The sequence below is a fragment of the Galactobacter sp. genome, from assembly GCF_022712295.1.
Classification (GTDB): domain Bacteria; phylum Actinomycetota; class Actinomycetes; order Actinomycetales; family Micrococcaceae; genus Galactobacter.
Window position 1 is genome coordinate 1 of sequence record NZ_JALAGT010000007.1, and the last position, 6,979, is coordinate 6,979.

The window sequence follows — 6,979 nt, forward strand, 5'->3', positions numbered from 1 at the left end:
CTTCTTCGGCGGCGGCGTGAGGGTCTTGGCCACGATCTGAGCATGGTCCAGTCGCTTCGGCCGCCCCGACCGTGTCGCGTCATCCAGGCCGGCCAACCCCAACTCGGCATAGCGTTTCCGCCACTTCCAAACGCTCGTGGTCGTCGTGCCCACTTCAGTGGCGATGTGGGCGTTGGGCACACCCTCGGCGGCCAGCAACACGATCTTCGCCCGCTGCACCAGCCCTGAGCGCATCGCCGTGGACCTCGTCCACAACCTCAATACATCTTTGTCGCCAACCCGTAGAGGCAACGCCGGAGCAGGAGAATTCGCCATACCCAATTCTCCCAAACCACCAACCATTTAGGAACTAACGACACGCGACACTAGAGAACGTATGAGGTGCTGACGGAAAGCCTGGGGAAAAGGTGGGGCTAGGAAAGCGCGGGCCTACTTCACAGCACCGGCCGTGAGGCCACCCACGATGTAACGCTGCAGCGCCAGGAAGATCACCACCACGGGCAGCGCTGCCATGACGGCGCCGGCGGCGAAGGCGGACCAGTCCGCGTAGTTGGGGTTGGACACCATCTGGTACAGCCCCACTGCGAGCGTCTGCTTGTCCGGGTCCACGAGGATGACGGAGGAGATCACGAAGTCATTCATGGTGGCGATGAAGCTGAGCAGTCCGACCACGGCCAGCACGGGAGCAACGAGTCGCAAGATGATGGTGAAGAAGATCCGGGCGTGGCCGGCACCATCCAGTTTGGCGGCCTCGTCGATGGAGATCGGCACCGTGTTGAAGAATCCGTACATCAGGTAGGTGTTCACACCCAGTGCCCCACCCAGGTAGACCAGGACCAACGCCACGGGGGAGTTGATGCCGAGCCATGGCACCAGGTCGCCCAGCTTGGTGACCAGCATGAACACGGCGACCACGGCCAGCAGTTGCGGGAACATCTGCACCAGCACCAGGGACAGCAGCCCCACTCTGCGGCCCTTGAACCGCATCCTGGAGAAGGAGTACGCCGCCAAGGCACCGAGGAAGACCGTGCCAAGCGCCGTGGCGAGGCCAACGCCCAGAGAGTTCAGGAACCACTTGCCGAAGGGGTGATCCGGGTCGGTGAGCACACGGACGTAGGAATCGAGACTGACCTGGGAGAAGAGCTGATTGGAGCCGGTCAGCGTGCCGGTGGGATTCAGGGAAGCGGAAAACACGTAAACGATGGGCAGCAGCGCGTAGATGCCCACCACGATGCCGACCACGTGCCGCCAACCGGTGGTGCGCAGCCACGCGGCGGGCGACCGCCGCCGTCGCGCATTGGAGAGTATGTCGGGGAGATGCTCAACGTTGGCGGACATCAGTTGACCTCCTCAAGGGCCTTGGTCTTGCGGAAGCTGATGATGGAGATCGCGGCGACGATCACGAAGATGATGATGGAGAAGGCGCTGGCCAGGCCGTAGTCACGTGACTGTCCGGTGAAGGCGACCTTGTAGACCAGGGAGATGAGGATGTCCGTCTCCCCCACGGGAATGGAGGCATCCATGTCGCGTGGCCCTCCTCCGGTGAGCATGTAGATCAGGTTGAAGTTGTTGAAGTTGAACGCGAAGGAGGAGATCAGCAGCGGCGCAACGGAGACCAGCAGCAGCGGGAACTTGATGTGACGGAACGTCTGCCAAGGGCTGGCGCCGTCCATGCGGGCCGCCTCCTCGACTTCCTCCGGAATCGACTGCAGGGCACCCATGCACACCAGGAACATGTACGGGAAGCCGAGCCAGAGATTCAGCAGAAGCACGGCGGCCTTGGCGAGGGTGGGGTCCTCCAGCCAGGGGATCTGGGCGCCGCCCAACATGACCTGGTTGAAGAACCCGAAGGACTTGGAGAACATCCCGGAGAAGACCATGGCGGCCAGGAAGGCCGGGAAGGCGTAGGGCAGGATCATCACGGCCCGGTAGATCTTGCGCCCCTTCATCCCCGGCCGGTTGAACACCACCGCCAGGAACATGCCGAGGACAAAAGTGGAGATCACGGACACGCAAGCGAACACGATGGTCCAGGCCGTGACCTTCAGCAGGGGTTCGCGGATGTCCTGATCCGTGAAGGCCCGGGTGAAGTTGTCGAAGCCCACGTTGATCCGCCAACCAGGATTGAGTTGCTCTCCCGCAGCGGTCTCGAAGGCGCCGTTACCGCGGTCGGTGTAGACGGCGCCCGTGGCCGAGTCCGTCACGGTGTCGGCCGCCCGGTCGTAGCTCAGGGTGGAGGAGTACTCATAGGCGGTGCGCCCGTCCTGGGTCCGAAGCGTTCCCTCCGCCGCGTCCCCCGAGACCGGGACGGAGAGGGAGAAGACCTCGTCCTGCCTGCCGAGCAGGTCGTTGAAGGACAGGCTGGTCCACCCATCCAGGCCCGAGACCTGCCCGGCGGAGACGGTCGCGTCCACCTTGTGCAGGGGCTCGTCCTCGGTGCCGAGCAGGGTGTCACCGGATTCCGGGTCCTGGACCACGAATCCGATCGCGCTGCCCTTGGTCACCACGGCCAGCGGGTAGGACGGGGAGTTCTCCACCCTGACCTGGTTCTGACTCAGCAACGCCTGGGCCGCCTCGTCCTTCTCCAGCACGTGCCCGGAGGAGTAGTTGGTGAAGGCGATGTAGCCCGTGTACCCGATGGTGAAGATCTGGAAGATCAGCAGGAACGCGATGCCAGGGGTCAGGTACTTGGCGGGCAGCAGGCCCTTGCGCAGGTAGATGACGTTGATGACCACCAGCGCCACGGCCACGACGCCGAGGATCACCCACTCCTCCTTGGCCGCCAGGATGATCAGCAGCAGGACGGCGAGCGCGTCGAGCAGCGCCAGCATGGCGATCTTGAGGATGAAGGGACCCAGGCGTGTGGCGCCACCCTGTGCCCGACGGCGGGTGGCCGGGCCCGCGGGCCCGTTGCCGGTGCCGTCGGGCATGGAATCGCCACCGCCGCGTGGCGGCGTCGTGGGCGTGGTGGTGGTCATGATGTCTCCTACTGCACGCGGCGATTACTTGGCGATGGCCTTGGTGACCTTGTCCACCAGGGCCTTCCAGGTCTTGGCCGGGTCCTTGCCGTTGATGATGGCGGCCTGGGAGACACCCCAGCTCTCGAACACGGTGCCCATCTCGGGGATGGCGGGCATGGGCACGGCCTTCTCGCCCGCCTTCTGGAAACCGGCGATCACGGGGTCGGACGCTGCCTCGTCGGCTGAAGCGGTCAGTGCGGGCAGCACGGCCGAGGACTTGAACAGGCGCGTCTGGGTCTCCTGCGTTCCCATGTAGTTGACCAGGAAGTCGGTCGCGGCCAGCTTGTTCTTGCTGTGCTCGTTGACGAAGAATCCCTTGACGCCGGCGAAGGGGACGGCGGGCTGGTCGGTGGGGGACGCGATGGGATCCACGCTGAGGTTGATCCCTGCGTCCTGAGCCACCTTCACGTTCCAGGGCCCGGTGAGCCAGAACGCGGCGTCGCCCTTGGTGAACTTGTCCGAGGCGATGTCGCCCGTGATCTCTGTGGAGAAGTTCCCTGCCTTGCCCTGACTGCCCAGCCAGGTGGCGAAGTCGCCTCCCTTGCCGAGTTCCAGCTGGGTGGCGTCGTAGTCACCGTTCTCGTCCGTGCCGAAGACGGGTGCCCCGAAGGCGGTCTGGAACGGGTAGAGGTGGTACGGGTCGCCCTCCTTGCCCTGCTGCACTACGAACGGGTACTCGGCGCCGGAGTCCTTGCCTGCTGCGATCATGTCGTCGAAGCTCTTGGGCGCCTCCTTGACCAGGTCAGCGTTGCGCAGCAGCGCCAGGTTCTCCACCGCGTAGGGCAGCATGTAGTTCTTGGACTCGTAGGTGGAGGCCTTGATGGCCACATCGGAGAAGTCGGAGGACTTGTCGCCCAGTTCCACGGGGGCGGCGATGCCGTTCTTCACGAGCTCGCCCACCCAGTCGTGAGCGCCCATGACCACGTCGGGACCGGACGCGTTGGAGGCCTGCTGGATGAAGTCGTCCTTGGCCTTGTCGGTGGACTTGGAGACCACCTTGACCTTCACTCCGGTGGCGGACTCGTAGTCCTTGACCACGGGGGTCAGCGCGGAGACGCGTTCGGCGTCCACCCACACGGTCAGCGACCCGGACCCGGCCTTGGCGGCCGAGGTGGAGTCGGTCTTGTCTTCTCTACCGGAGGAGTTGCCTCCGCCGCATGCGGTGAGCGCCAGAGCGGTCAGTGCCGCCACCGCGCTGGTCTTGAGCAGGGAGTGTTTCCTGGCCCGAATCTTCGTTGACATCGGGTGCCTTTCGTTGTGGAGGTAGCACGTGCGGGCGGTCATCGAGCCCATTGGGTTGCAAGCGCTTACATCGTGTTGCTTTAGGGACTCTCTCACAGATGTATACGTGACTTCAACCACTACGCGCGAAACGGTGAACAGTAGATTGCAAACGTTTACATTCAGTTCCGGCCGCATCTAGAGTTGTCGCCATGACCCATGCGAGCCTCGACGCCGAGTCCACCGCGAACACCACGTCCACCGAAGCGAGCCATCCGGGCAAGCGACCCGGCACCACTCCGGCCCCTGTCACCGCTCCGGGCGACGAGTGGTGGCGCTCCGCGGTGATCTATCAGATCTACCCGCGCTCCTTCCGTGACGCCTCGGGCGACGGCGTGGGCGACCTCCCCGGCGTGGTCGAGGGGCTGCCCGCTCTGGCTCGGCTGGGCGTGGACGCAGTGTGGCTCTCCCCGTTCATGACCTCTCCGCAGCGCGACGCCGGCTACGACGTGGCCGACTACCGCGATGTGGACCCGCTCTTCGGCACCCTGGAGGACTACGACCGCCTCGTCGCCACCGCCCACGACCTCGGCCTGCGCGTCATCGTGGACCTGGTCCCCAACCACACCTCCTCCGACCACGAGTGGTTCCAGCAGGCGCTGGCCGCGGCACCGGGTTCGCCCGAGCGCGCCCGCTACATCTTCCGCGAGGGCAAGGGCCAACACGGCGAACTGCCGCCCAACAACTGGGAGTCCGTGTTCGGCGGCAGCACGTGGACCCGCACCACGAATCCGGACGGCACGCCGGGCCAGTGGTACCTGCACGTGTTCGACCCCTCCCAGCCGGATCTGGACTGGACCAACCCGGAGGTCCGTTCGGAGTTCGAGGACGTGCTGCGCTTCTGGCTGGACCGCGGCACCGACGGCTTCCGGGTGGACGTGGCCCACGGCCTGATCAAGGAGGACGGGCTGCCGGATTTCGTCCCCGATGAAGGGGCGGGTTCCATGGGTGGCGGCGATCAGGACCCGCCGTTCTTCGGCCAGGACGGTGTCCACGAGATCTACCGCGCATGGCATCAAGTGCTGGAGGAGTATGACGGCGAGCGCGTGCTGTGCGCCGAGGCGTGGGTTTCTCCGCTGTCCAAGATGGCGCGCTGGGTTCGTCCGGACGAGATGCAGCAGGCGTTCAACTTCGGCTACCTGAGCTGCGACTGGGACGCCACCGAGCTGCGCAGCATGATCGACGAATCGCTGCTGGAGTTCGGCAACGTGGGCGCCCCGAGCACCTGGGTGCTCTCCAACCACGACGTGGTACGCCACACCACCCGCCTATCCTTGAGTCAGGAGAGCCCGCAGGGCGACGGAGTGGGCCCACTCACCCCCGGCCTGCCGGCGGCGGCCCCTGCCCTTCGTCGGGCACGCGCTGCCACGGCGCTGATGCTCGCCCTGCCCGGCGGGGCGTACCTGTACCAAGGCGAGGAACTCGGGTTGCCCGAGGCAACCGACCTGCCCGACGACGCGCGCCAGGACCCCACCTGGTTCCGCACCGAGGGCGAGCGCTACGGGCGCGACGGCTGCCGCGTCCCCCTCCCGTGGCAGACCGACGGCGAGACGCTCGGGTTCAGCACCACCGGTGAGTCATGGCTTCCTCAGCCCCCGGACTGGGCCGGGCTGTCCCGCGCTGCCCAGGAGGGCGTGCCCGGATCCACGCTGTCCATGTATATGACGCTGCTGAAGCTACGTCGAGAACACCGGCTGGCGCATACTGATCTGGTGTGGCTGGACGGCCTGGATCCGGGATTGCTCGGTTTCCAGGTCGGCGACGTGATCGTGGTCGCCAACACCGGGGAGCAGGACCGCGCTCTACCCGTGCGTGGGGAGCTGCTCATCTCCAGCGATCCGGATCTACCGGCCGACGCCACCACACTGCCTGGCGACACCACCGTGTGGCTACGCAACGCGGAGCGGATCGCCTCATAATCCAACCGTCCCGACCCGAGCACCGGCAGGAGCAACGTACACGGCATGACCGAATCCAACCACCATCAGGGCGTGAGCATCCGGCAGGTCGCGGACGCAGCCGGTGTCTCCACGGCCTCGGTATCCCGCGCGCTGAGCGGAAGGGGCGCGGTCTCGGAGGCCACGCGCGCCAAGGTGGTGGCAGCCGCAACCCGGCTGGGGTATGTGGTCTCCTCCTCCGCATCCTCGTTGGCGTCGGGACGCACGCGCAGCATCGGCGTCATCACGCCCACCATGGACCGGTGGTATTTCGCCACGGTGGCCGGCACGGTCGCTGATCAGCTGGCCAGATCCGGATACGACACCACGCTGTACTCGGTGACCGACGATCCGGCCGAGCGGGAGGCGCTGTTCGGCACCGTGGTGCGACGCCGCCGCGTGGACGCACTGTTGGTGGTGGCCCTGGATCTGAAAGCCGGGGAGAAGGAGGCGCTGGCGGGGTCGGGACTGCCTGTACTCGGAGTGGGTGGGCCCTTGCCGCAGCTTCCGGCCTTCACGGCAGACGAGACGGATATGGCCAGGCAGGCCACGCAACACCTACTGGGTCTGGGACACCGGCGGATCGCCCACCTGGGAGGCTCCGCGGAGTTCAACGTGGACTTCCACGTTCCGGCCAGACGCCGCGAGGGCTGGGCTGCAGCCCTGCGTGAGGCCGGGGTGGAACCGGACTCTGTTCCCGTATCCACGGCCGACTTCACCGTGGCCGGAGCATTGGACGCA

6 protein-coding genes are annotated in these 6,979 nt (G+C 65.9%); 2 read left to right on the forward strand and 4 right to left on the reverse strand.

Features of this window, described 5'->3' with window-relative positions; translation table 11 throughout:
* From Q0A15_RS00545 to Q0A15_RS00560, 4 genes are all read right to left on the reverse strand, one after another.
* A partial coding sequence (locus Q0A15_RS00545) for a helix-turn-helix domain-containing protein (protein WP_291277586.1) occupies positions 1 to 234 on the reverse strand: 234 nt, incomplete at its 3' end.
* Between the two features lie 195 nt (positions 235 to 429).
* Positions 430 to 1,338 (reverse strand): sugar ABC transporter permease, encoded by a 909-nt coding sequence (locus Q0A15_RS00550; protein WP_291277587.1) that lies wholly within the window; start codon positions 1,336 to 1,338, stop codon positions 430 to 432.
* A complete protein-coding gene (locus tag Q0A15_RS00555) occupies positions 1,338 to 2,978 on the reverse strand; it encodes an ABC transporter permease subunit (protein WP_291277588.1) in 1,641 nt (546 codons plus the stop codon). The genes Q0A15_RS00550 and Q0A15_RS00555 overlap by 1 nt, the downstream gene beginning before the upstream one ends.
* Before the next feature lie 24 nt (positions 2,979 to 3,002).
* Entirely contained in the window at positions 3,003 to 4,262 is a 1,260-nt protein-coding gene (locus tag Q0A15_RS00560) for an extracellular solute-binding protein (protein ID WP_291277589.1), read from the reverse strand.
* Between the two features lie 191 nt (positions 4,263 to 4,453).
* Between Q0A15_RS00560 and Q0A15_RS00565 the strand changes: the two genes are divergently transcribed.
* Both Q0A15_RS00565 and Q0A15_RS00570 read left to right on the forward strand, forming a co-directional pair.
* Entirely contained in the window at positions 4,454 to 6,220 is a 1,767-nt protein-coding gene (locus Q0A15_RS00565; RefSeq protein ID WP_291277590.1) for a glycoside hydrolase family 13 protein, read from the forward strand.
* A gap of 45 nt (positions 6,221 to 6,265) precedes the next feature.
* Positions 6,266 to 6,979: LacI family DNA-binding transcriptional regulator (locus Q0A15_RS00570; RefSeq protein WP_291277591.1), on the forward strand; the 714-nt coding region annotated here is incomplete at its 3' end.

Excerpts from the sequence above, each read along its gene's own strand:
- Q0A15_RS00555 (WP_291277588.1), bottom strand. The coding sequence starts at position 2,978 with ATGACCACCACCACGCCCACGACGCCGCCACGCGGCGGTGGCGATTCC.
- Q0A15_RS00560 (WP_291277589.1), bottom strand. The coding sequence starts at position 4,262 with ATGTCAACGAAGATTCGGGCCAGGAAACACTCCCTGCTCAAGACCAGC.
- Q0A15_RS00550 (WP_291277587.1), bottom strand. The coding sequence starts at position 1,338 with ATGTCCGCCAACGTTGAGCATCTCCCCGACATACTCTCCAATGCGCGA.
- Q0A15_RS00565 (WP_291277590.1), top strand. The coding sequence starts at position 4,454 with ATGACCCATGCGAGCCTCGACGCCGAGTCCACCGCGAACACCACGTCC.